Below are 22322 nucleotides of genomic sequence, written 5' to 3'. Positions count from 1 at the left end.
TAAAGTATACAATAACAAATACATTCTAGTTTCATATGAACAGGAGTGAAGGCATGTTCCCTATATTAAAAACTGAGCGACTTATTTTAAGAGAACTTACTGAAGAAGATGCGCCGAGTATATTAGATTGCTTTTCTAATTCCGATGTCCTGCGCCATTATGGCCAAAAACCATTACAAAATCTCGATCAAGTAAAGCAAATCCTTAACAATTTCAAGTTGAGTTACAATGAAAGACGCGGTATAAAATGGGGCATCGAATTAAAAGACAAGAAAGGAATCGTTGGAACAATTGGTTTTCATGATTGGTCTTCTGAACATAAACGAGCAAATATTAGTTATGCCTTTTTGCCTGAACACTGGGGAAATGGATATGCTACTGAGGCAGTTTCTGAAATAATAGGTTACGGCTTCAATACGCTCCATTTAAAACGTATCGGGGCAATTGTCTTTCTTGAAAACGAGGCTTCAAATAAAGTGCTATTAAAATTAGGTTTTGAAAAAGAAGGAGTTCTAAAAAATTATATGTATCAAGATGATATTCCATATGATACGAATTTTTATTCTTTATTAAAATCGGTTTAATAGAATTAATGTGTAAAAACTCATATCAGTACAACGGATTCAGGTAGTGGATTTTTAATGAGGGATGGAAAAACGAACGGTTTTCATTTCTTAGATCATCGTACGACTGATGCGAAGTACAATACATTATACAATCTAAAAAAACGGTACATGAGCAAAATCTTACTCATGTACCGTTTTTACGTTCTTTTTCTGTTTTCGCAATGCTTTTGGAATGTATACACAGAAAGGTTCACTTTCCATGTAATACCTCGTCATCGCATATACTCTAGAACGAGATCCCCACAAACATATCGAAACTCACAAACACCGCACTTTCCTTTATACTTATCCGGATTACGAAGGTTTTGAAAAACAGGGGAGTTTCGATAAATTTCGGCTAGCGATGTTGTTCTAATATTCCCAGTTTTAATCGGCAATAGTTCCTTCTCTTGTAAAACGACCACTAAGAACTACTAAACATAAAACAAATAAAAATGTATTTTTAAAAGTTTTCAACATCATTACCTCTTTTCTAAAACCATAAAGAACGTACTATCCGGTAGCGCAGCTGCATTCCCAGACTCATCTTTAAATTCGATTTTCTCGCTAAGATGATTTGTATAGCCATCCTGCAAATAGTTCATAGCTTGAACGATGTTTACTTTATCTCCAAAGATACCCTTTACGAAATCCTTATAGTCGTTTGGTGTAAAGATTCCAAACTGCTCCTGCACCTCATGAACGAAGGAACCCTCGCCCCAGGTATACGTATATAAGAACTCCATCGCATCGTTAACAGGCATTTTGACTGTATTGTCTGCAAGTACCTCATACTGGATTATACGCCCCTTAAACTCATGGACATACTGCTCTAAGAACTTCATTCCGCCCGCATCTTTAAAACGAATCACACGCATTAACGTTTTATCTTCGGTCATGATGCCATCACGAATGATAATACGCCCCCCTGGCTTTAACACCTCGTAGGCACTTTGCAGCCCCTTTTTAATTACTTCATGATTGAATTTCTTACCTCCATACTCGATATAAGAAAACAGCTCATGAAGGATAGAAGAATATACAATCGTATCAACCGATTCTTTATCAAACGAGCTACTTAAGTTGATTGCATCCCCTTTAATGACGTCCCAAGACCGACCCTCTTTCTGCTTCTTCTTTTTCAACGTATCAATCACGTTTTCAGAAATATCGATACCGTAGATTCGTTTATTCTCAGTCTCTTCTTCGATCATATCTAGCATGACACCACCACCGGCTCCGACATCTACAACCGTATCTCCCTTTATATAATCAAGAATAATTCGTTTATCATCAGCCGAACTATTCATATGCTCCAGATACACTTCTTCGTTATGGAATCTATCATACGCATCCTTACGTAACCCGAAGAAATCAAATAGCAGCACATTTGCCCGAGCATGCATCATATCTATCTTTTCTGCCTCTACACAGAAGGTAATTAACGCCTCACCTACAGCAGAAAACTGAAACGACACGTACGCAGTCTTCATATCTTCATCAACTTTAGCCTCAAAAGAAACATGCGTTGTATCCGGCTTCTCGTTCTCACGGTACTCCCGTAGATACTTCTCAATAACCCGCTTACGATACACGTTGTCCTTCTTCTCGCCTTTGAAATCATAGTGCAACTGCTGCATCAATGTCTCGAAATGGATATGCTGAACCTTTCCAGTGCCTATCTCGTTCTTTAACATAACAAAAACTGTCCAAATATCCTCGAAGCTAAGAGCATGCATAGACGGTTCTACATACCACAAATCCTTATCAGATAAGAAGGTTTGAACGCCACTCTTCTCGCTCCCCATAATTATATCTTTTTCAAATGCTGACTCCTTATTTTTTGGCGTGAGTCTATGTATGCGAGAAGTAAATGGCTCCACATAACCATCAAACAGACCATCAATTGTAATCTTCACATCGTCCTTTACTTCACTCCACAAGGATTTTGATACGCCCTCAATAATACATTGATTAAGATAGTATAGAATCTCCTTTAACCTAACGTCTCCGTACTCTTCTTTATACGTGTGAATCAAATCAACATGAGAGTCTAAGCGAGCCTCCCCGCGGATATACTGTCCGATTAATCCATGTGTTCTAATTAAATCTCGAACAAACAAATACTCAGTAGAATTTAAGTTTGTCTCTATACGTTCGCTAAACTGAATATCAGTAAAGATATCAGCAGAACCCTCGTTATGTACCAATAGGTTAATCCCGTTTTTCTTCCATTGCTCCCGCTGTTTTAAAGAGCCTACCTTTGCAAGCTCACTATACGTTAATACCTGCTCAATAATGCGATACGCTTCTTCATCTAAAGACAACCCCTCTAACACTTGCAGCGTACGGTGTACATAGTACAACACCGCATCTGTCTTTAATGCACCGAGTACCTGTACATTCTCATAGTTTTGATGTATCTCCTCTGCCTCGATTAGATGCTTTAACCACGTAGGGAGAGCATCAGAAAATCCTTCAATGTATTTGTTTAGAACTTCAATGTTTTTCAACTTATTTACCCCCATATATAATCAATATCTGTAGTAAGGTCTGGGACACCTTCTCCAAAAAGATCATCACCTTATGTCCCCCTAAATGCTACTACTTGCTATTTACCATCTACATCTCTTTCAAATACAAATGCATCAAATCCAGTCTTTTTATCATGTAAAAGAGAGTTATCGATTTCGTTACTAACATGCCAAGTTTGTAACACATTCTTTTGTTCATCTCTTATTTTAGCTTCATCAGGAATTTCGGCGGAACACTTCTTAAATTGATGAACATATATTGTGACAGAATCAACTGAAAATGGAAACGGCAAGCGGGTGCACTCCACTTGCCGTTTTTTCATAGCTTAGTATGTATTTGAATTTCTTTTGCTTTCTCTTTTTCACCCTTCACGCGTACAATTAAATCATATGATCCAGATTTTGGCGCTTCAAAAGAAAGCAAACCTTCTTTTTGAGAAGTGACTTCTTCTTCATAAATAACCTTATCATCTTTTGTAACTTGCAATAAAATCGTACCTTCTTCAACGGCTGCTTCATAAGGAATTTCCACATTTCCTTTTTCAGCTTTAAGCGTTTGCACATCGTAATACCCTTGCAACGAACCAATTTTCAAATTCGTTTCGCCATTTTTTTGAACCTTTGTGACTTGTGTTGCTGTATTGCATGCGCTTAACAATACAACAAGAGTGAGAATTATAAATATACGTAATGATTTCATAGAAATTCCCCTTTTTTATGTATATGAATTAAGATTCATTCTTTAACTATTTCAAAAACACCAACAGCTTAAAAGAATCACTGCTTTTCTTCAATTTCTTTTTTAAATAATTTTTGAAACTCTAATTCTGTTTCATTAATAAAACCGAGATGTAACACACTAGAGATATCTTCATGATTCAAAAAGAAATTGTACTCCGAAGAAATATTACCATGAGGGAAATAACAACATACATAATCCCATGTTTTTTTTGTTTCAGAATCCATCTGTCTTCTTCCATAAACCATTAATGGATGCTCCCAATCTTTAAACATTACAACAGAACCTATTGGAAGTAATTCTAACTCTAAATTTTGTCCCATCTTATCTCGCACCTCTTAAAATAGCTTTTTTTACAATAAAATAAATAATAGAAAATAGTAAACAAGCTCCAATTGTACCGAATATTGCAACTGAAATGTTACCTGCTAATGATTCATTTGGATCTAATGCATTAGGTAAAACTGTCCCAAAAATTGCAATGCAAGCTAATATAATCATAAAATATTTTAAAATTTTTACTTTCTTATTCACACTAATTTTCCCCTTTATTCTTTAATAGCAAACTCTCCACCAAATCCCCATAAACCTACACCAGGACCAAATGGCACATGGAATTTTATTCCGTTTTTTCCAGCTTCTAAAGATCCACCGACTGTCCCAAGTGACGCCGATCCTCCAATTTGTAATTTTTTATCAGAAAATGGAAGAGGAATTTTTATAGCACTCTCATATTTTACTAGGGTAGCTTCAGCTCCTATATGTAAATTCCCATTTTCTACATGAGCACCTAACTCTGCAGTAGCAAGTGCTACTTTAGCTTCACCCCCTACTCCAAATCCTCTAATATTCTCTTGTTCTATTCCAGCTTGAGCTACTGTAAAACCAACCATAGGTCCATAAGTTTGTTCCCTCTTTTCTTTATCTTTCACATCAAATCTATCATAAGTACGAGAACTTACAAATGGCTCCGCTTCAAGTGTCAGACCCTTAATAAATAAACCACCATAACCCTTGTCCTCTACAAATGAATTTTCATACTTTTTACCATTGACTACATTACCAATTCCTTTTACAACTACTCCAACACCTAATTCAGCTGCTGATTTTGAATTCATCAAAAGTGAGTCATTTTTAGAACTTTCAGGTGAATATTCCAAATCAGCCTTTTCAAATTTCTCTGCTATACGAATTAATTCATCTTCTATTTGTTTTAATATATTAAGAAAAGATTCATGTGCTTTATTCATTCTAGGTAAATCATTATAAAAACTTAAACTTGATGCACCAATCCATCTCATTTGAAGATTAAATAATTCCCCTTGAATATTCAAATGACGATCTAATTCTACATTACTAGCATATTTAAAATTCTTTGCAATTCTTCTTAATTCTTCCGGTTTAACTTGTATATTCCCCATTTATATCCCCCTAATAACACATTCAATAAATTCTATAACATAAACATTTAATTCTAATCATTAAAAATTCTACTTTTTCTTACTTTAATTGTCTCTAAAATATAGATAAGAACCCCTAAACCAAATATCTTTTCAGCATCAGAGATATTATTACCTAATTTAATAATGGGTACATTTAATCCGAATCTTTCACTCCATTCTAAAGGCATATATCCTCTTTTACAGTTTATTAATATACGATTATCCGTTGTACGAAAAGACGTTTCGAAAAAATCAAATTCAACTTCTACTTCAGAAAGTTTTATCTTTTTTTCATTCATTAAAGAACCACGTACCATTCCAAATCCCTGTACAATATTTTCTTTAAACATACCTACACAATTATAATTTGAATCATAAATAGCCCAATCATAATTTTCAGATTCACTATGAAAATATGCAAGTATTTCTCCATTATTTGTTTCCAATCCAAAAACTTGTTTATTTTTAAAAAAAGGTAATGTTGAAGAAGTCATCTTTGTTCCTGCTACATATTTCCCATCAGGAGTATATAAACCCAAATGCTTATTACTTTCGGGCAATTCTAATAAAATGTAAGTATCGATATCCCAAAAATTTAAACCGCTTTCAACTATATTCTCTTTTAATAAATTCCCTTTTCTTAATTGCCAAAATCCAATACCAAAAACAACAAACGAAACTATAATAATGAAAATTACTGGTCCCCAATTAATATTACCCCAGGTATTATACATACCAATTAATCCATAAAGAAAAAGCCCAATTCCAATCAGACACTTAAACTTCCCCTTTTTTTTATAATACTCAAATAATTCCACACAAACACCTCTATCAATTCATCTTAATACCCCAAATTACCTTTTAAGTATACCAAGGACAAAATATATAATCTAATATTTTTTTTATATAATTAAAAACAAGCATAGTTACAGTAAGAAAATGCTTGTATGCTGATCTGTACTGCATTCCCTTATTCCATGTATGCTATATTTCTATTCTTCTTTTTCTAATATTAAAATCCTACAAAGAATAGAATAACATTCGTATATTTCGTTTTTAAATTGTGTGAATCAAGAGCGAATTCAGCTTTTTTTAACTATTTAATTTCATTTACTACTAACTTCTTTTTACTTAAATAAATTGCTCGATCTAATTTTTTACAATTTCTTATGAATACATAACTACAATTTTTCATTTATCTCCTTTATAAGGTGGGAACACCACTAAAAGATTCCCCTGCACTCTGTAAAAAAACCTTACTTTTAAAAGTAAGGTTTTTTTATTTACTTCTTATCAATATAGGCATTCCTATAAGTATAAACGCCACCAAATTGATGCTTCTCAATTCCTTTTACATAATCCTTTTGTACGTATGCTGAGCCCATTTGATAAAGCGGTGCCACCGCAGCATCCTCTAACAGAATACGCTCGACCTCTTGCAATGCTTCCCATCTTTTCTTCTGATTTAGTACTAGATCACTTTTCGCTTTCTTTATTAATTCATCATAGTGACGGTTAGAATAATTCATTTTGTTATTCGGATTATCCGTCGTAAAGAGTTCTAAATAACTAATTGGGTCTTTATAGTCTGGCCCCCAATTTGCCATAGATATTTCGTAATCTCCTGTTTGTTCTAACTGTAATTTTTGCTTAAATGGCTGTTGTTTAATTTGTATCGTTAATCCTTGCAAATTCTTTTCTAAGTCACCTTTTATATATTCTGCCATACGTTTTGCATTATCTTGTTCATATGTTAAAAATTCAAGTTTTACTTCGTCTACTCCCAGTTCTTTTTTCGCTTCTTCCCAAATCTTTTTCGCATTTTGCAAATCATATGGAGAAAGATCTCCGTTTTCTTTTCTAAAATCTTTACCAGTCTCTTCATTTATATGACCAGCCGGTACAAGCCCACTTGCAGGTTTTGCTCCGTTATTAATAAAGTGAGCGACGAAATCATCTTTATTTAATGCTAATGAAATAGATTGACGTACCTTTTTATTTGCTAACGCTTTATTTTTTTCATTAAAACGAAGCATAGCAATTCCAGGATCGCTCGACGTATGTAATTCCTTACTGCCTTTATACTTGTCTACAAATTGAGAATTAATAGGCACTCGATCTAAATCACCAGCTTCGTATAAATTAACAACCGTCATTGTATCTTTTACAATTTGAAAGTTTATTTCGTCTAATTTCACTTTCTTTTCATCCCAATATGTAGCATTCTTCTTTAATTGAAACTCTTGTTCATGCTTCCATGTCTCTAGCACGAATGGACCATTATATATGAGATTATTAGGTTCGAGCCCGTAATTCCCCCCTTGTTCTTTCAAAAATGATTCATGCTGTGGTAAGTATATAGGTAGGGCTAGCAACTGTAAGAAATATGGAATCGGCTGTTCTAGTTCCACTTCTAACTTATAATCATTTATGACTTTAACCCCGAGTTCATCAAGAGGCATTGTCCCTCTGTTTATTTCTTTCGCATTTTTTATATAAAACAGCATGTATGCATATTGAGACACTGTTTCAGCACTTACCGCTTTTCTCCACGCAAACATAAAATCATTTGCTGTTACTGAGTCTCCATTTGACCACTTTGCATTTTTACGCAAATCAAATGTATATTTTTTACCATCTTCACTTCTTTCAAAAGATTTTGCTATAGCGGGAGTTGGATTATCTTGATCATCTAGCACATACAATCCCTCAAATATGTTTTGCATAACGTGTGCTGATGTACCATCCATCGTTTTCGTAGTATCAAGGGAAGGAATTTCTTCTGATACTGTTACATTTAACACTTGTTTTTTAGCTTCTACATCACTTTTATTCGCTTTATTATTACAAGCTGTTAAAAATAAAGATGTAACAAGTGCCATTACCATTAAACGGCTCTTTTTTCGCTTCATGAATTGCGCTCCTTAAATATAAAATATTATAAAACGTTATATTTTGTTACTTCCATTATAATAAACCATTATTCATTATTAGTGGTTAATTATTCTCATTTTATTTAGCGACATATCAGCGATATTTTATGTCTATTTCGTATAGGTGATAGCAAGTTCGTTTGCAAACTTGTTAGCGCTTTTTATATTTCTTCTATTACATACACTTTCACAAACACATCATACTTAGCTGCTAACTCTTCCATTTTCTTTCCTCTGTATTTTGGGACAGTAAAGAAATGAATGACTGGCATCTTCCCGTTATATTTCTGCTTATATATTTGTGTGAACTCTTCATACTTTTTTAACTTCTCTTCATTCACTTTCATTTTCTGTGACCGATCTACTTCGACTCCATGAAGTATCCCTTCTTCGTCACGAAATTTCACATCAGGAATATAAAAAAATATGAGGTAACATTGAAATCATCATTCCAGATGAAATAAAGAAAGAACACAAAAAAGAATTAAAGAGAATGGAGATAGCTCATCCTCAAAAATAAAAATAAAAGCCGTAATTAACGGCTTTTATTTTTTGTCACCAAACTATTCTTTTGTTAAAAAATTATTAATTCACTTTAATATATTCATACCACCACTTACCACCTGGTCGAGTATCCATCCACCAAGTGATTTTATCTAGTTCTGAATTAGGCAATACCTCAGTTTGGATATAAGCAAGACCTGTTAATGGATTAACAACAACTTTCCCCTTTGTTCCTCGTTCAACCATAGCTTGAATCGCTTCATTTAGATGGTTTGTCCCGAATTCACCAGACTTAACATATTGATATCCACCATTAGAACCGCCGTTTCCTCCACCATCTCCAACAGTTTGTCCCGTTAGAGCATATACGATAGAATTTGCGATTTTATCAACATTCCATTTAGCCATGTCGGATTCGTTATCGATGAATCCTAATTCGATAAGAATAGCTGGTGCTTTAGTTCCATTCAATACGGCTAAATCAGTACGTTGTTTCGCACCACGATCACGCCATCCAATATCTTTTGCTAGTTGAGCTGAGATTTTAGCCGCTAGGTCTTTTTGATCATAATACAGAACTTCCACACCCTGCCCATTCCCATCACTTGCATTAAGATGAAAAGAAACAACCAAATCCACATTGTGGGAATTACTATTTCGAACGATATTATTTAAATTTTGCGCTTGAGTGCTGCCTACTTCGTCTGTATCATCATAGACTGTGTGTCCTAAAGCTCTTAACTTAGCTGCCACCGCATCTTTCACCTGACGATCCATAATATGCTCTTTTCGATTTCCAGAATTAGCCCCTTGTACAATACTGTTGTGCCCTCCGTGTAAACTATAACGAGTCATTATTCAACATCTCCTTTCTTATTATCATATTCAGAACTTGTCTTATTGCTCTTGTCACTTGAAATTTCAACTACATTCGTTAGTGCTGAAGGTTGTGGAATTCCCATACGACCAGCGTTTTCTAAAAGTGAAAGCAACTCATTTCCGATAAAAAAATTGTCGCTTCACGAATAGCACTATTACTTCCAAGTGCTGTATCTAATTGGGTTGCCACTCCGATCAAAAGAAAAAGCACCGCCTTTTTGCGATGCCTTTGAAGCCAACTTTACTTTTTAACCTGCACACAGGATGTTCAATGCTCCGTCAAAAGTACCTGTATCTACACTGTTTATTGTTCCAAGTGTAACCGTATTCCCGTAATCATTTGTACCTCCGAAAACAGTAATGATATCTGCGTCATCGGTCATGTTTGCATATCTTGTACACATTGGCTGGTCGTGTCCTTCCCACACTGCTATACGAGACTCCGAAATACCATAGTTGTAAGGAATTATATTATTAACATTACTAATCACTTTCCAATAAGGAGTGTCTGCATAATTTAGTGATGTAATACTACCTCCTAATACAGCACATATTACAGCAGAAATACCAACAGAAAAATGTCACATTCTTTTGAATGTTTATTCGTTCAATAAAAAAAGCTACCCTATTCTATTTTCTAGAAAGGATAGCTTTCTCAAAAAGGTATATAAATACCTATCTTTGTAAACCACGTTTATAACGACTTGCTTCAAATATAATACGCTCTTCATCTAACGTTTTACATTCGCCATTCCAAACGACACGTTTTCCGTTAATAATTACATCGCTTATATCTTTTCCACTAGCAGCATATACAAGGTGTGATAACACTTCATCAGCTGGTTGTAAATGCGGTTTATTCGATGGATCGATTGTAATAAAATCAGCACACTTACCAACCTCAAGTGATCCCGTTTGTTTCATCCCAATTACTTCAGCTGCTCCTTTCGTCGCAAGAGAAAGAGCTGTTTCAACTGGTAATGCTGTTGCGTCTTGATGAATACCTTTTTGTAATAAAGTTGCTATACGCATTTCTTCAAACATATCTAAATTGTTGTTAGATGCCACACTATCTGTTGCAATTCCTACTTTCATTCCTGCTTCTAGCATCGCTTTTACATTCGCTATACCAGATCCCAGTTTTAAATTACTATTTGGATTATGAGCTACGCGAACATCATGTTCTGCTAAGAAAGTACGCTCATTTTCATTTAATACTACACCGTGCGCAATAACTGTTGGGCGTTTAAACAACCCGCAACTTGCTGCATATTCTACTGGACGTTTTCCGTACTGTGCTTCAATATCACGTACTTCACGCTCTGTTTCCGAAAGGTGAATATGAACCATCGTTTGATTTTCTACGGCAATACGTGCACACTCCTCTAACAATTCTGTAGAACATGTATATGGACTATGTGGTGCAACCATCGTAGTTAACATGCCACTTTCGTTATAATAACGCTTCACATATTTCTCAGCTTCCTCAATCGCTTTCTTTTCGTCTTCTTTCGTTCCGAAGCTAAATAAAGTTCTTGAAACAGCAGCTCGCATCCCACTCCTTGATACCGTTTCCATAATTGCGTCTTGATCTACTCCAATTGGATTAAACATGTCAGAGAATGATGTTGTACCACTTTTCACCATTTCAAGTAATCCTAATTCCGTGCTAGCGACCGCTAGCTCTGGCGTAAACTGACTTTCAAGTGGCCAAATTCTCGTCTCAAGCCATGGCTGCAATAACATATCATCTCCGATACCTCTCAAAAGGCTCATAACAACATGTGTATGTGTATTGACAAGTCCTGGTAAAACCCACTTTCCTTTCATGTCAATTACTTCATCTACTTCAAAATCATTAGCGAATTCTCCGCTATTTATATCTATAATTTGATCATTTTCTACAATGATATATCCATTTTCTATCACTTCATTTTGTTCATTCATCGTTGCAATTGTAGCGTTTACATAAGTTGTTTTCAAAAGTATTTCCCCTTTCAACTCTATGAAGTTCCCTTTAATAAGTTACCACCATTATAGTAACTTATTAAAGATTAAGAGTCAAAAGATAATTTTAATTCTTTCGTTGTCTTTTCCTTTAAAATGCTATATTGTTTTTCATTTGTATCTGCAAATGCTTCTTCCCGATTTGATTTCTCATCCATATAATTCAATTTTTCATTAAATTGTGTCTCTGTAAAATCAAACACCTTTCCATCTATAAGGTTATAAAAGTGCCATACTTCTCCTACTTTCGTTTTTTTAATCTCTCCTCCGTATAAGTCTTGAACAACTAGAGCCGTTACACCACATTGTCCCTTTGCCGGATTTTCGCTCGTCCACTTTGAACTTGTTTCAATTGACCACGATTTTATTAGTGCTTCATATATTCTTTTTCCCTTTACATTATCCATTTTCAGCTTCTCCTACTATTAATAGTTTTACACATCATATTTCAAAAGAGGCAGTAAACGATCCTTACAAACCGTTGATGGTGTCTCTCCGATTAACTTTGCTCCCATCTTCAAGTAAAACCCTTTTGCATTTGGATCACTATCAATTGTAAAACTTTTTATTCCTAGTCCTTCTGCTTGCTCTATTACAAACTCCCAAAGTATTTTCCCGTACCCTTTCCCTTTGTAACTAGGATGCATGTATAGAAAATCAAGAGCATTGTCATTACGTAAAAATGAGAAAAATCCAATCTTCGTATTATCGTTTTCTAAAACATATACAAAATTATTTTTTATGTACTCTTCTGTAATTGTTAAATCTTCCTTACAAGCAAGTATGAATTCTTCACTATAGTTCCAGGTTGCTTTTGAATGTAGTGCGAGTTTACTTAATTCATTCGCTTCACTTAATAACGCTTTTCTTATCTTCATGATTCTTTCTCCTCACCTTCGATATGTAAACTATAAAAATGATTCGAAAAACCTTTTATTTTCATAGATTAGAGATTATTTTTGTAAATCTTTATTATAGGTAACAATTTTTAAAAAGAAAAAGAACGCCATTCCTGAAAATTGGCGCTCTTTTTCTTTTAACCTATAATGGCATATTATATTAAGAATTATTTGTTTTACTACTCCTATAATACACTCCTATACAGTTTCTACTACCGCTTCAAGCATTGTTCCATTTTTAGCATAATTCGTATGCCAAGAAAAAGCTTTTTCTAACACATGAGGAGTTTGTCCACCTCTTGTTTGTGCTTCTTCGAAATAAGCTCTTAGCTGGTCACGATACATTGGATGTACGCAATTCTCAATAATAAGTTCCACTCTTTCTCTTGGCGCAAGTCCTCTTAAGTCAGCATACCCCTGTTCAGTGACGATAACATCTACATCATGTTCCGTATGGTCTACATGAGAAACGAAAGGAACAATACTTGAAATGTTACCACCTTTTGCTATCGATTTAGTAACAAAGATAGCTAGACGTGCATTTCTCGCAAAATCACCAGAACCACCGATACCGTTCATCATTTTTGTACCTAAAACATGAGTAGAGTTAACATTTCCGTATATATCTAATTCTAAAGCAGTATTAATAGAGATTAATCCAAGGCGGCGAATGATTTCAGGATGATTAGAAATCTCTTGCGGGCGCATCATTAATTTGTCACGATATTTTTGAAAGTTAGAAAATACTTGTTGCATTTTCTCTTCAGAAAGCGTGATGGAGCAGCAGGAAGCAAAATTGACTTTCCCAGCATCCATAAGATCGAAGACCGCGTCTTGTAAAACCTCGGAATACACTTCTAAATCTTCAAATTCCGAATCTAACATTCCATGAAGAACTGCATTGGCCACTGAACCAATTCCCGATTGTAACGGCGCTAAACGATTTGTTAATCGGCCCACTTTGACTTCTTTTCGAAGGAACTCTATTAAATGTTGTGCCATAATAACAGTTTCTTCATCTGGAGGAACAATTGTCGATGGCGAATCCAGTTGATTCGTAAACACAATCCCCTTCACTTTTTCAGCATCAATTGGGATACCGATCGTTCCAATTCTATCATCTGTTTTTACGAGCGGAATTGGAAGTCTTTCCCCTTGTTTACCTGGTTCATATAAATCATGCAGCCCCTCTAGTTGCGCGGATTGGGCCATATTCATTTCAATAATAATGGACTTAGCATTTAGGGAAAATGCTAAGGAATTTCCAATTGAAGTGGTTGGAATAATCATTCCGTCTTCGGTAATCGCAACCGCTTCCAAAATAGCGAAATCTATATCCATAACGTCGGCACGGAGTAACTCTGCTGTATGAGACAAGTGCTGATCCACAAATAAAAAGTCTCCGTTATTAATTCCTTTTCGCATAGTCGCATCGGCTTGGAAAGGCAACCTTTTCCCTAAAATTCCTGCCTCAGCAAATAATTTATCTACATCCGAACCTAAGGAAGCTCCAGTATAAACATTTACTTTAAAAGATTTATCATTTTTAACTTGGTTCACTAGCGCAAATGGGACTGCTTTTACATCCCCAGCACGTGTAAATCCACTTAATCCTAAAGTCATTCCACTTTGAATCCATGAAGCTGCTTCTTCAGGTGTAACTACCCGATTTTTTAAACGTTGATCCCTGATTCTATCCAAATTATTCTCCATATGTAATCCCTCTCTTAATGAATATTTATAATTATTTTACACATTAACACTATCAAAATAGGGATTTTAGTATACAATGCCGAAAATTCAGATAAAACAGCGGATCTAGGTTCCAAAGCAGAAAAATCTAGAATCCTAGAAGCTTACGAAAATAGCTAGCATACGATTGACTAACTGGTACCCTCTCTCCGTTATCCATAGAAAGTAAAAAAGTAGAATGGGTATCAGGATAAATCGCTTTAATATGATTAACATTTACAATAAAGGAACGGTGGCATCTAATAAATGAATCTTTCGGAAGCAAATATTCGAATTCTTGTAGAGAGTACTTATGTGTTCCTGTTAACTCTTCTGAATTCACATACGTCTTTTTATCTTTAGCCTCTAAATACATCACCTTTGAAAAAGGAACCGGAACCCATCCGTCTGTTGTTTTTAAAGTAACGACTGACTTACCATCCGTTAAAGCGGGATAAATTGCCGTCACGCAACCTTCAATCTTTCCATTATTTGAAAATGGTACGGCCATTCCATGATAAGGAATACCAAAAACATCCCGGTTAATAAACTCAGAGGCTTTTTGCTTCGTTACCATTGCTTTATGAGCAATCGTCCCTTCCTTTATAGGATCACCGGCGCTAATCCTTAAATCAATTCGTTTACTTGGCCGATAGTAAATATATTCTTTCGTATTCGAAACGGCGATTGATATTTCATCTGAAAATAATTCCCCAACAACATCTAGTAGTATACCTAATGTTTTATCTTCCATATTATTAACACCTCATTCACTATTATACTACTATTATGATTTGTAAAACCGTTCAGCAATTTGAACGGTTTTACAAACAATTTAGTTCACCTTAGCTCCATAACATCTTGCTACTGCAACTGCCTGCGCTATGTCTAATTTCACATTTTTCAAATCGAAACTTTTAAAATCAATTCTATCAACTATCGCTCCTTTTAAATCTGCACCACTAAGTTTCGCCTTACCTAATTGTGCACCTGTTAAATCCGCTTCACGTAAATCTGCTTTTTCTAAATTACATTCATATAGGTCAGCTTCAATTAAACGTATACCCTTTAACATTTGTTTACTTAAGTTCGCGAACCTTAAATTTGTATATGACCAATCACCCGATATTATTGTTATTCCGTCTAAATTCGCTTCTTCAAAATCGGAGCCCGTCATTTTACATTCTTCAAACTTAGAGACGAACAAATTCGCACCCACAAACTTACAATTTGCAAATGTAGTTCCTTGATGGATAGAAGCATTAAAAAGAGAACCAGTAAAATCACATTCTATAAAATTACAGTTTTTAGTAAAAACTTCTGATGCGTCTATCCCTCTAAAACGGCATTTTATGAAGGTACAATTTTTTAGTTCCTCTTCTTTAATCAATTCATATTGAAAATCTATTTCTATATATTCTTTATTTACAAATCCGCTCATAATCTTTCCTCCATTTCCTCAAAGAAACCTCACTTCAAAAAAGTGAGGTTTCTTCTCATACGATATGTCTATCTAACCAAGAAATCAAATCTTTAAACACTTCATCTCTATTCACTTCATGGAACATTTCATGTCTACCATTTTCATATAAACGTAGTGTCACGTCTTTCACACCACATTTTTTATAGTTTTCATAAACTTCCGTTACACCTTTTCCCATATCTCCAACAGGATCACGATCACCAGAGAATATATGTATTGGAAGATTGTTTGGCGTCTTCTTGTATTCTTCTAGTTTATTTACTTCTAATACACCAGAAAATAATTCTCGATAAAAACTCGTAGTACAAATGAATCCACATAACGGATCCGCAATATATTTATCAACTTGATTCATATCTGAAGATAGCCAATCAAATTTTGTACGATTTGGTTTAAAATGCGAATTGAAATTTCCGAAAGATAAAAAGTTTAGCATCGGGCTTTTCGTTTTGGGCCCGCGTAATTTCATCTCAATTGTCGCTACTTTATGACCGATACTTCCTAAAAGCCCTGGATTTCCACCAGTTCCTGAAATAAGAAATCCATCATATAGTTCACCTTTAAGTTGTACAGCACGTCTTGATAAAAAAGAACCCATACTATGTCCAAGTAAAAATAATGGACCTGTCTGCTCTTCTTTTATCATTTCCGAAACAAAAACCACATCAGACACAGCTTGATTCCAACCTATATTTGGTTCGAAATGACCATAGTCTTCTTCTCTTTTTACTGTTTTCCCATGTCCTTTATGATCATGAGCATAAACACCATATCCTGCTTCTAATAAAGCATCAATAAAGTCTGTATAAACACCTGCATGTTCTGTCATACCATGTGCAATTTGAATAATCCCTCGCGGATTTCCTTCTGGTAACCACTTACGCAAATAAATTTCCGATCCATCCAATGCCGTAACGAAACTTTCCTGTACGTTCATTTCGTCAGCCCCCAAATCTATTATGTATCTCAAAAAATGAATATCTATTCATTATTCTTATTATGTATTATATGCAATTGCTTCTATTATGACAAATGCATTCATTCATTGTTTATCTTTCAAACTATTCTCTTGACGGACCTAAAATAAAATTATATAGTTACTTACATAAAGTAACTATATAATTTTTCAGGAGGTTTCTACTATGATGCCATCACTATTTTTAGCACACGGTTCACCAATGCTTGCTATTCAAGATACAGACTATACACGCTTTTTAAAGACACTTGGAGAAACATATAAACCGAAAGCTATTGTTATTTTTACCGCTCACTGGGAAAGTGAAGTATTAACGATTTCCTCTTCAGATGAAGAATATGAAACAATTTATGATTTTGGAGGTTTTCCTCCTGAGTTATACGAAATCAAATATCGTGCGAAAGGCTCTTCTAGCATTGCGTCTATGCTAGCAACAAAATTTAAAAACAAAGGCATTCCAGTCCATCATAATATGACGAGAGGGTTAGATCATGGTTCATGGACACTCCTGCATCGTATGTATCCAGAAGCAAATATTCCTGTCATACAAATATCAGTAAATCCATTCCTTCCTGCAGAAAAACAATTTGAAATTGGAGAAGCACTAAAAGAAATCGGACAAGAAGATATTTTAGTAATCGGCAGCGGAGTTACTGTTCATAATTTACGAGCATTGAAATGGAATCAAACTACACCTGAAAAATGGGCAATTGAATTTGATGATTGGATTATTAAACATATGCAGACCAATGATAAAGATGCATTGTTTAATTGGGAGAAAAATGCGCCTCATTCACAATTGGCTGTTCCACGAGCAGAGCATTTTGTACCTTTATTTATCGCAATGGGTAGTGGTGAACAGACAGGGAAAGTCATTCACCGTAGCTACGAGCTTGGTACATTAAGTTATCTTTGCCTTCAGTTTTAATAAAAAAGGATGAAGCAACTATCGCTTCATCCTTTTTACTGTTCATTCACCTAATTAACTAACTTCCAAATGTTGTTTCTCTGATACCTCTGCATTCTTACTATGAAAATAAACCCACATACATGCAATAAATAATAATGATGATGTAGAGAAGAAAACATATTGGAAGCCTGCGTGCGCTGCAATTTGCCCACCAAGCACTGGCCCAATCATATTTCCTAAAAACTGAAACGATTGATTATATCCAAATATTCGTCCCGTTACATGGGTTGGCGTATGTTGTTTTAGTAGAGTTTGTACGGAAGGTAATAGTCCTGCTTGTGCAATACCTAATAAAAAGCGAAGAATTAATAGTTGCCAAGCTGAGGTTACAAATGCTTGCGGAATAAAAATAATTCCGGCAGCAAACAACGCTACAACTAACGTTTTTTGAGGTCCAATATGATCTGATAATCTTCCTAGCTTAGGAGCTGCTAAAATTACTGCTAATCCTGTCGCAGACATGACTGCACCTGCAAGCATTTCAATATGATCTGTTCCTGGTCCCGCCAAATGCTTTACGTACAACGTAATAATAGGTTGAATCGACATATTTGCAAGCTGAATAATAAACGTTGCTACAAATAAACTTATTATTAAATGTTTTGCAGGGACCATCGTCCATACTTTTTTCGGCTGTGCCTTTTTTGCTTTAGCAGAATGTTTCTCCTCATGTAAGAAGAAGAAGACGATGAGAAAGGAAAGGAATAAGAAAGCTCCTGTAACTAAAAAAACATGGCGCATTCCGATTAACTCTGACAAATAACCTCCGAGTATCGGTCCAAGTAATGAACCACTCACGCCTCCAGTTGAGATTGTAGAAATTGCCCACCCTGAATGTTCTTGCGGAGTTTCTGCAGCAATAAATGTCATCGCTGTAGAAAGGAAACCTGATACCGCTCCCATTAAAAACCGAAGTGCGACTAGTTGATACACGTCCGTCACAAACCCCATAAGCGTCATAATTATGGCCATACCAAGGCTCGCACGTATAAGCATCAATTTCCGTCCATGTATATCACCAAGCTTGCCCCATATTGGTGATACGATCGCACCCATTAAAAATGTCACACCAAATGCAAGTCCCGACCACTGTGCAATACTAGAAGTGCCGGTCACCCCTAATTCCTCAATATAAAAAGATAAAAAAGGAATTACTAAACTCATACCGGCTGCAGTGGTAAAACAACCTAGCCAACAAATCATTAAATTTCGTTTCCAGTTGGCCATTTTCACACCTTCTTTCTTTCACTCCCCATTCTACACCGTTTTCTAGAAAAAGTTTAGTAATTTGCTTTATACATAATAAAACTCTATCCCTTTGCATTCTTTGCAAAGGGATAGAGTTAATTATCTCCTATGGGTATTAAACGTGCATTACAGCATCGTTCGTAAAACTCAATCGGACCTGCTTGTCCTATAATTGCATACTCATATCCGCTTTTCTTCATGTTATATAAACAATGATTCAATAACGTCTTCCCAACACCGTTTACACGATTATGTTTCGCTGTACCCATCGGGCCAAACAGCCCTTTCTTTCCTCTCACAACGTCATAACAAGCGAAACCAATGATTTCTCCTCCTTGTTCAGCAATAAAAATAGGTAACTCTTCTTTATACGTCCGAAATCCATAATCTAAAGATTTTAACCAACGTTCACCAAATTCCCCCTTAACAAAACGTGCCAACTTTTCAAAATCAGAAGAGATCGCTTTTCTAATATTACAGCTTAAACTATTACAAATAGGATTAAATCTTGTTAATGCAACCGTCAAGTCCCTTGGTTCAGATGTAATTTGCAATACATCTTTTTTCATCTTTTTACTTATAACCTTATCAATTACTGTATCCTCCTGAAAAATTGCATATAAAACATGCCCTTCATTTATTACTATTTGCTGAAAACGTTCCATCCGTTTCTTCGCTACTTTTAAAACTTCTATCGTCTTATTTGAAACTTTAAACTCCCCAACATTTATGTATTCTATTTCATTTGCATAATATTGTTGGAGTAACGATATCTTTACTAAAAAATCCATACCCACCGTGTGAAATAAATACATATGTAACTCCGCACTAACTCCAGTACCTTCCTTACAAGCTCCTATAAATAGATGAACTGGATGGATAATACCTTTACTACACTCAGCCTCTTCTGCTGCGATCTCCAATATTTTATATGCACGTTTTGTAAATTGGAATTCCACCATCTATATCCCTTCCCCTAATGACTTATTATCAAACCATAACCATATATAATAGAAACAATTACTCCAACCATTAATATGCCTGGAAGTAAATTTGCCACTTTAATTTTAATAAATCCAAGTAAGTTTAATCCGATTGCGAATATCATAATACCGCCAGTAGCCGTCATTTCCACTATAAATTGATTCATTAATTCTTTTGGAACAAAACTATTAATTTGTGTTGCAAAAACTGCAATACCTCCCTCATATAAAATCACTGGAATCGCTGAAAATACTACACCAATTCCTAGAGTTGTCGTTAATATAATAGAAATGAATCCATCGATAATCGCCTTTGTAAATAAAATATCATGATTTCCGCGGATCCCACTGTCCAATGCACCAAGTATCCCCATCGCACCAATTGCAAAAATAAGCGTGGCTGTTACAAAGCCTTCTGATATGCTCCCTTTCCCTTTCGATCCAACTTTATTTTCTAGCCAATCCCCTAACAGTTTTAACCTTTCTTCTAATTGTAGCCATTCTCCAATTACCGTACCAATAACTAAACTTAGTATGACCACAAGAAAATTTTCACTTTTTAATGCCATTTGAAGTCCAAGTACAGTAACCGCTAAACCGATTGCATGCATAATTGTTCCCTTCATACTTTCTGGAATCGCACTAAATAATTTACCAAGTAAAGTACCAAATATAATACAAATCCCATTTACAACTGCTCCTAATATAACCATTTCTCATTCTTCACCCTTCGAATTCTTTATTTCTATATTTTGGTTTATACATTGATTTACAGGTTATCTATATGTTAACTTAATATTGTGAATATTGATAAACAAATTTTACTACATAACCCGCAATTTTTTTGTTACGATACATAGACCGATAACTTTCCTTTATTAGATTCATCGATAATTTAATTGAGGAAGTTTTCAATTGCGGGATAAACTCAAAAGGGACGGTAAATATGAAAACTTTACTAAAACGATTTCTGTTAATAGCCTTTTTCATTACACCAATTGTTTTATTAATCAACTACTCTTTTATTTCAAAAGCGAAAGACAAACCTGATATGCAAAACAAATCTAGTAAAACAGCTTCAAAAAGCGAAAAGAAAATAGAAGAGCCTGAAATCACACTCACCTTCTCTGGTGATACAATGTTCGATTGGCAATTACGTCCCGTAATCGAAAAAAATGGGGCTGTTTATCCATTCCAACATGTAAAAGAAGAAATAACAAAAGCTGATATTTCTTTTATTAATTTAGAGTCAGCATTTACAACGAGAGAAAAAAAAGTACCCGGACAACAATTTTGGATTAAAAGCGACCCATCCACACTACAAGCAATAAAAAATACTGGATACGATATTGTCAATATTGGCAATAACCATACGCTTGATTATGGACAAGATGGACTACTAGACACCATTTCTCACGTCGAAAAATTAAAACTACCTTACACTGGAGCTGGAAAAAATACTGAAGATGCTTATACCGCTCGTGAACTAACTGTAAAAGGAAAAAAGTTTAAATTTCTTTCCTTTGTACGCTTTATGCCTAACTTTAATTGGGTAGCTGGTGACAATAAACCTGGTGTTGCAAACGGATATGATCTAGATCTTGTAACAAAAACGATTCAAGAGCAAAAGAAAGATGCTGATTATGTAATCGTTTATATGCATTGGGGCGTTGAAAAATCAAATCGTCCAATAGAATACCAAAAACAATATGTACCTAAAATGGTTGAAGCAGGAGCTGACGCTATTGTTGGCAGTCATCCACATTGGTTACAAGGGTTTGAGTATTATAATAAAGTTCCTATCGCTTACTCATTAGGGAACTTTTTATTCCCAAGTTATGTGAATGGAAAAAGCGCCGAAACTGGCGTATTAACTTTAACCTTTAAAGGAAATGATGTCCAAATGTCATTCAATCCTTACATCATTCGCAACAACCAAGTTTCTCCTGTAAATGAGGAAGAAAAGAAAAAAGCTCTACAATATTTACAAGCAGTTTCAACTGATGTAGAAATTGATGATACAGGGAAAATAATAAACAAACGCAACTAAACAGCACGAGTGCCATTTCTCTGTAACATACATTACAGGGTAGGTGATGAACATGCTAAAAAACTTATTAGAAAATGTAAGTCTGTTAGAAAACATATATAAAATATCTATAGCAATCCTGCTTTTATGTTCAGTTTTTTCTATTAGGCTACTAAAAAAAATAAAACGAGAGAGAAAACTTTCTCCCTTTGAATTTACAATGTACATAATCATTCGTATTGCCATATTTTTTTGGTTAACTAGCTTTATCCTTCTTGAATATGGAGCGTATTTAGTTTAACTATAAAAAGATAGAACAAGCACTATTTCCTCTGCTTGTATCTATCTTTTTTCATTTCA

24 protein-coding genes and 4 pseudogenes are annotated in these 22322 nt (G+C 34.9%); 4 read left to right on the top strand and 24 right to left on the bottom strand.

Features of this window, described 5'->3' with window-relative positions:
- Window positions 1-53 precede the first annotated feature (53 nt).
- Window positions 54-584 carry a GNAT family N-acetyltransferase gene (locus BAU23_RS06575; RefSeq protein ID WP_000483990.1) on the top strand — a complete coding sequence of 177 codons (531 nt, stop codon included), beginning with the start codon at window positions 54-56 and terminating at the stop codon, window positions 582-584.
- 162 nt (window positions 585-746) lie between these two features.
- Here the strand turns inward: BAU23_RS06575 and BAU23_RS06565 are convergent.
- The 21 genes and pseudogenes from BAU23_RS06565 to BAU23_RS06470 form a co-directional block, all read right to left on the bottom strand.
- Window positions 747-1006: pseudogene (locus BAU23_RS06565) on the bottom strand (SPASM domain-containing protein); the annotation flags it as partial.
- An 81-nt stretch (window positions 1007-1087) separates the two neighbouring features.
- A complete protein-coding gene (locus tag BAU23_RS06560) occupies window positions 1088-3133 on the bottom strand; it encodes a class I SAM-dependent methyltransferase (RefSeq protein WP_071733829.1) in 2046 nt (681 codons plus the stop codon).
- An 83-nt stretch (window positions 3134-3216) separates the two neighbouring features.
- Window positions 3217-3432, bottom strand: coding sequence for a hypothetical protein (locus BAU23_RS29670; RefSeq protein WP_165615084.1), 216 nt, complete (start codon window positions 3430-3432; stop codon window positions 3217-3219).
- A gap of 26 nt (window positions 3433-3458) precedes the next feature.
- Window positions 3459-3839 carry a BA_1872 family lipoprotein gene (locus BAU23_RS06550; protein WP_071733825.1) on the bottom strand — a complete coding sequence of 127 codons (381 nt, stop codon included), beginning with the start codon at window positions 3837-3839 and terminating at the stop codon, window positions 3459-3461.
- Window positions 3840-3916: 77 nt separating this feature from the next.
- Window positions 3917-4201: a DUF4176 domain-containing protein gene (locus BAU23_RS06545; protein ID WP_000531358.1), complete on the bottom strand. Its 285-nt coding sequence runs from the start codon at window positions 4199-4201 to the stop codon at window positions 3917-3919.
- A 1-nt stretch (window position 4202) separates the two neighbouring features.
- A complete protein-coding gene (locus BAU23_RS06540) occupies window positions 4203-4412 on the bottom strand; it encodes a hypothetical protein (protein WP_071733823.1) in 210 nt (69 codons plus the stop codon).
- A 14-nt stretch (window positions 4413-4426) separates the two neighbouring features.
- Window positions 4427-5299, bottom strand: a complete 873-nt coding sequence (locus BAU23_RS06535; RefSeq protein WP_071733821.1) for a WXG100 family type VII secretion target — start codon at window positions 5297-5299, stop codon at window positions 4427-4429.
- A gap of 53 nt (window positions 5300-5352) precedes the next feature.
- Entirely contained in the window at window positions 5353-6138 is a 786-nt protein-coding gene (locus BAU23_RS06530) for an ABC transporter ATP-binding protein (protein WP_071733819.1), read from the bottom strand.
- Between the two features lie 465 nt (window positions 6139-6603).
- The gene (locus BAU23_RS06525; protein ID WP_016129134.1) at window positions 6604-8232 is read right to left on the bottom strand and encodes a peptide ABC transporter substrate-binding protein; all 1629 of its coding nucleotides are present in this window, start codon (window positions 8230-8232) and stop codon (window positions 6604-6606) included.
- Window positions 8233-8414: 182 nt separating this feature from the next.
- Window positions 8415-8669, bottom strand: a pseudogene (locus BAU23_RS06520) (replication-relaxation family protein); the annotation flags it as partial.
- Between the two features lie 169 nt (window positions 8670-8838).
- Window positions 8839-9003 (bottom strand): N-acetylmuramoyl-L-alanine amidase C-terminal domain-containing protein, encoded by a 165-nt coding sequence (locus BAU23_RS31000; protein WP_369811979.1) that lies wholly within the window; start codon window positions 9001-9003, stop codon window positions 8839-8841.
- A gap of 99 nt (window positions 9004-9102) precedes the next feature.
- Window positions 9103-9612, bottom strand: a pseudogene (locus BAU23_RS06515) (N-acetylmuramoyl-L-alanine amidase); the annotation flags it as partial.
- A pseudogene (locus tag BAU23_RS30495) lies at window positions 9612-9888 on the bottom strand (phage holin family protein); the annotation flags it as partial. The pseudogenes BAU23_RS30495 and BAU23_RS06515, both read right to left, overlap by 1 nt.
- Complete coding sequence (locus BAU23_RS30785) at window positions 9885-10019, bottom strand: hypothetical protein (protein WP_267864910.1); 135 nt, start codon at window positions 10017-10019, stop codon at window positions 9885-9887. The pseudogene BAU23_RS30495 and the gene BAU23_RS30785, both read right to left, overlap by 4 nt.
- A 292-nt stretch (window positions 10020-10311) precedes the next feature.
- Window positions 10312-11637 carry a bifunctional S-methyl-5'-thioadenosine deaminase/S-adenosylhomocysteine deaminase gene (locus BAU23_RS06500; protein ID WP_002100099.1) on the bottom strand — a complete coding sequence of 442 codons (1326 nt, stop codon included), beginning with the start codon at window positions 11635-11637 and terminating at the stop codon, window positions 10312-10314.
- Window positions 11638-11690: 53 nt separating this feature from the next.
- The gene (locus BAU23_RS06495; protein WP_000370949.1) at window positions 11691-12050 is read right to left on the bottom strand and encodes a YunG family protein; all 360 of its coding nucleotides are present in this window, start codon (window positions 12048-12050) and stop codon (window positions 11691-11693) included.
- A 27-nt stretch (window positions 12051-12077) separates the two neighbouring features.
- Window positions 12078-12521 carry a GNAT family N-acetyltransferase gene (locus BAU23_RS06490; RefSeq protein ID WP_016129131.1) on the bottom strand — a complete coding sequence of 148 codons (444 nt, stop codon included), beginning with the start codon at window positions 12519-12521 and terminating at the stop codon, window positions 12078-12080.
- 219 nt (window positions 12522-12740) lie between these two features.
- Window positions 12741-14255 carry an acetyl-CoA hydrolase/transferase family protein gene (locus tag BAU23_RS06485; RefSeq protein WP_000429830.1) on the bottom strand — a complete coding sequence of 505 codons (1515 nt, stop codon included), beginning with the start codon at window positions 14253-14255 and terminating at the stop codon, window positions 12741-12743.
- A gap of 127 nt (window positions 14256-14382) precedes the next feature.
- Complete coding sequence (locus BAU23_RS06480) at window positions 14383-15027, bottom strand: LytTR family DNA-binding domain-containing protein (protein ID WP_071733817.1); 645 nt, start codon at window positions 15025-15027, stop codon at window positions 14383-14385.
- A gap of 81 nt (window positions 15028-15108) precedes the next feature.
- Entirely contained in the window at window positions 15109-15714 is a 606-nt protein-coding gene (locus BAU23_RS06475; protein WP_000012882.1) for a pentapeptide repeat-containing protein, read from the bottom strand.
- Between the two features lie 55 nt (window positions 15715-15769).
- The gene (locus tag BAU23_RS06470; protein WP_001102600.1) at window positions 15770-16693 is read right to left on the bottom strand and encodes an alpha/beta hydrolase; all 924 of its coding nucleotides are present in this window, start codon (window positions 16691-16693) and stop codon (window positions 15770-15772) included.
- Window positions 16694-16898: 205 nt separating this feature from the next.
- On the opposite strand from BAU23_RS06470, the gene BAU23_RS06465 reads away from it, so the two are divergent.
- The gene (locus BAU23_RS06465; RefSeq protein ID WP_000982895.1) at window positions 16899-17660 is read left to right on the top strand and encodes a DODA-type extradiol aromatic ring-opening family dioxygenase; all 762 of its coding nucleotides are present in this window, start codon (window positions 16899-16901) and stop codon (window positions 17658-17660) included.
- 54 nt (window positions 17661-17714) lie between these two features.
- Here BAU23_RS06465 and BAU23_RS06460 read toward each other — a convergent pair whose 3' ends face one another.
- From BAU23_RS06460 to BAU23_RS06450, 3 genes are all read right to left on the bottom strand, one after another.
- Entirely contained in the window at window positions 17715-18929 is a 1215-nt protein-coding gene (locus BAU23_RS06460) for a multidrug efflux MFS transporter (RefSeq protein WP_000024693.1), read from the bottom strand.
- 116 nt (window positions 18930-19045) lie between these two features.
- Window positions 19046-19912: a GNAT family N-acetyltransferase gene (locus BAU23_RS06455; protein ID WP_016129128.1), complete on the bottom strand. Its 867-nt coding sequence runs from the start codon at window positions 19910-19912 to the stop codon at window positions 19046-19048.
- A gap of 14 nt (window positions 19913-19926) precedes the next feature.
- Window positions 19927-20646: a DUF554 domain-containing protein gene (locus tag BAU23_RS06450; protein WP_000236011.1), complete on the bottom strand. Its 720-nt coding sequence runs from the start codon at window positions 20644-20646 to the stop codon at window positions 19927-19929.
- A gap of 233 nt (window positions 20647-20879) precedes the next feature.
- Between BAU23_RS06450 and BAU23_RS06445 the strand changes: the two genes are divergently transcribed.
- Together BAU23_RS06445 and BAU23_RS06440 are read left to right on the top strand one after the other, a co-directional pair.
- Complete coding sequence (locus BAU23_RS06445; protein ID WP_071733815.1) at window positions 20880-21983, top strand: CapA family protein; 1104 nt, start codon at window positions 20880-20882, stop codon at window positions 21981-21983.
- Window positions 21984-22035: 52 nt separating this feature from the next.
- Window positions 22036-22263: a hypothetical protein gene (locus BAU23_RS06440; RefSeq protein WP_000916800.1), complete on the top strand. Its 228-nt coding sequence runs from the start codon at window positions 22036-22038 to the stop codon at window positions 22261-22263.
- Window positions 22264-22322: the final 59 nt, after the last annotated feature.

The organism is Bacillus nitratireducens, from assembly GCF_001884135.1.
Taxonomy (GTDB): Bacteria; Bacillota; Bacilli; order Bacillales; family Bacillaceae_G; genus Bacillus_A; species Bacillus_A nitratireducens.
Note: the sequence above shows the minus strand (reverse complement) of the source record. Positions and strands in the feature narration are given on the sequence as shown.

Bases quoted from the DNA above. Each gene is read 5' to 3' on its own strand.
- BAU23_RS06575 (WP_000483990.1), top strand. From the start codon at position 54: ATGTTCCCTATATTAAAAACTGAGCGACTTATTTTAAGAGAACTTACT.
- BAU23_RS06560 (WP_071733829.1), bottom strand. From the start codon at position 3,133: ATGGGGGTAAATAAGTTGAAAAACATTGAAGTTCTAAACAAATACATT.
- BAU23_RS06550 (WP_071733825.1), bottom strand. From the start codon at position 3,839: ATGAAATCATTACGTATATTTATAATTCTCACTCTTGTTGTATTGTTA.
- BAU23_RS06545 (WP_000531358.1), bottom strand. From the start codon at position 4,201: ATGGGACAAAATTTAGAGTTAGAATTACTTCCAATAGGTTCTGTTGTA.
- BAU23_RS06535 (WP_071733821.1), bottom strand. From the start codon at position 5,299: ATGGGGAATATACAAGTTAAACCGGAAGAATTAAGAAGAATTGCAAAG.
- BAU23_RS06525 (WP_016129134.1), bottom strand. From the start codon at position 8,232: ATGAAGCGAAAAAAGAGCCGTTTAATGGTAATGGCACTTGTTACATCT.
- BAU23_RS31000 (WP_369811979.1), bottom strand. From the start codon at position 9,003: ATGGTTGAACGAGGAACAAAGGGGAAAGTTGTTGTTAATCCATTAACA.
- BAU23_RS30785 (WP_267864910.1), bottom strand. From the start codon at position 10,019: ATGACCGATGACGCAGATATCATTACTGTTTTCGGAGGTACAAATGAT.
- BAU23_RS06495 (WP_000370949.1), bottom strand. From the start codon at position 12,050: ATGGATAATGTAAAGGGAAAAAGAATATATGAAGCACTAATAAAATCG.
- BAU23_RS06490 (WP_016129131.1), bottom strand. From the start codon at position 12,521: ATGAAGATAAGAAAAGCGTTATTAAGTGAAGCGAATGAATTAAGTAAA.
- BAU23_RS06485 (WP_000429830.1), bottom strand. From the start codon at position 14,255: ATGGAGAATAATTTGGATAGAATCAGGGATCAACGTTTAAAAAATCGG.
- BAU23_RS06480 (WP_071733817.1), bottom strand. From the start codon at position 15,027: ATGGAAGATAAAACATTAGGTATACTACTAGATGTTGTTGGGGAATTA.
- BAU23_RS06475 (WP_000012882.1), bottom strand. From the start codon at position 15,714: ATGAGCGGATTTGTAAATAAAGAATATATAGAAATAGATTTTCAATAT.
- BAU23_RS06470 (WP_001102600.1), bottom strand. From the start codon at position 16,693: ATGAACGTACAGGAAAGTTTCGTTACGGCATTGGATGGATCGGAAATT.
- BAU23_RS06465 (WP_000982895.1), top strand. From the start codon at position 16,899: ATGATGCCATCACTATTTTTAGCACACGGTTCACCAATGCTTGCTATT.
- BAU23_RS06460 (WP_000024693.1), bottom strand. From the start codon at position 18,929: ATGGCCAACTGGAAACGAAATTTAATGATTTGTTGGCTAGGTTGTTTT.
- BAU23_RS06455 (WP_016129128.1), bottom strand. From the start codon at position 19,912: ATGGTGGAATTCCAATTTACAAAACGTGCATATAAAATATTGGAGATC.
- BAU23_RS06450 (WP_000236011.1), bottom strand. From the start codon at position 20,646: ATGGTTATATTAGGAGCAGTTGTAAATGGGATTTGTATTATATTTGGT.
- BAU23_RS06445 (WP_071733815.1), top strand. From the start codon at position 20,880: ATGAAAACTTTACTAAAACGATTTCTGTTAATAGCCTTTTTCATTACA.
- BAU23_RS06440 (WP_000916800.1), top strand. From the start codon at position 22,036: ATGCTAAAAAACTTATTAGAAAATGTAAGTCTGTTAGAAAACATATAT.